General features: G+C 43.2%; 2 protein-coding genes. Both read left to right on the top strand.

Annotated elements, in window-relative coordinates; genetic code table 11:
• The coding region (locus tag R7Z49_RS24400; RefSeq protein WP_318112282.1) for a DNA polymerase III subunit psi at positions 1 to 79 on the top strand (79 nt) is incomplete at its 5' end.
• A gap of 65 nt (positions 80 to 144) precedes the next feature.
• The gene (gene rimI / locus R7Z49_RS24395; protein ID WP_318112280.1) at positions 145 to 600 is read left to right on the top strand and encodes a ribosomal protein S18-alanine N-acetyltransferase; all 456 of its coding nucleotides are present in this window, start codon (positions 145 to 147) and stop codon (positions 598 to 600) included.
• The last annotated feature ends 185 nt before the right edge of the window (positions 601 to 785 follow it).

The raw sequence follows: 785 nt of genomic DNA, 5'->3' as shown, positions 1-785 counted from the left end.
CTCGCCGTTATTGCAAGACATTGATGGCAACAATGAACAAAAACGCGTACTTTGGCAGCAAATTTGTTCTTACTCGTAACGTTTGTAAAAGATCGAATACCAAGCTCTATTGGGGCGCGGTATTTCGACCTAATAGGTTAAATCATGACGATTGAAATTCTCCCAATGTGCAGTGAGCATGTGGAGCAAGTTTGGCAAATTGAACAGCAAGCGCATTCTCACCCATGGGCAGAGTCGTTAGTGCGCGATTTGTCGAGTCGCGGTGCGTGCCATCACGTGATGGTCGAAGACGGCTCGGTAGTTGGCTACTTTTATGCACAAAATATTTTGGGTGAAGTTACGTTACTCAATATTGCGGTTGCCCCTGCTCTACAAGGAAAAGGCTACGGTCAAAAGTTATTGGATGCCTTTCTGAATCACTGTGAGCAAGCCAAAGCAGACTGCGCGTGGCTAGAAGTAAGAGAAAGTAACCATCCTGCGATTCATATTTATGAGCAAGCTGGTTTTAACGAAGTGGATCGTCGTTATGATTACTATCCTGCCAAAACAGGCAATGGAAAAGAAGACGCGATCATCATGAGTTATCTCTTCTTTAACTAGACGTACTATTCGGGAAGTTGCCCCTAAAGCAATAATAAGCGAGAATACCGCGCAAAATTGAATCTACAAAAAGCGTGTTTGCTTTTCAGCAGGCATTCAGACATCAAAGAAGACCAGTTTCATGTCAAATACACCTTTTCTAAGCGAAGTTTCTAAACGTAGAACGTTCGCTATTATTTCTCACC

The organism is Vibrio sp. 1562, from assembly GCF_033340155.1.
GTDB classification, from domain to species: domain Bacteria; phylum Pseudomonadota; class Gammaproteobacteria; order Enterobacterales; family Vibrionaceae; genus Vibrio; species Vibrio alginolyticus.
Note: the sequence above shows the minus strand (reverse complement) of the source record. Positions and strands in the feature narration are given on the sequence as shown.

Coding starts and splice junctions, on each gene's coding strand:
- rimI (WP_318112280.1), top strand. CDS start 145: ATGACGATTGAAATTCTCCCAATGTGCAGTGAGCATGTGGAGCAAGTT.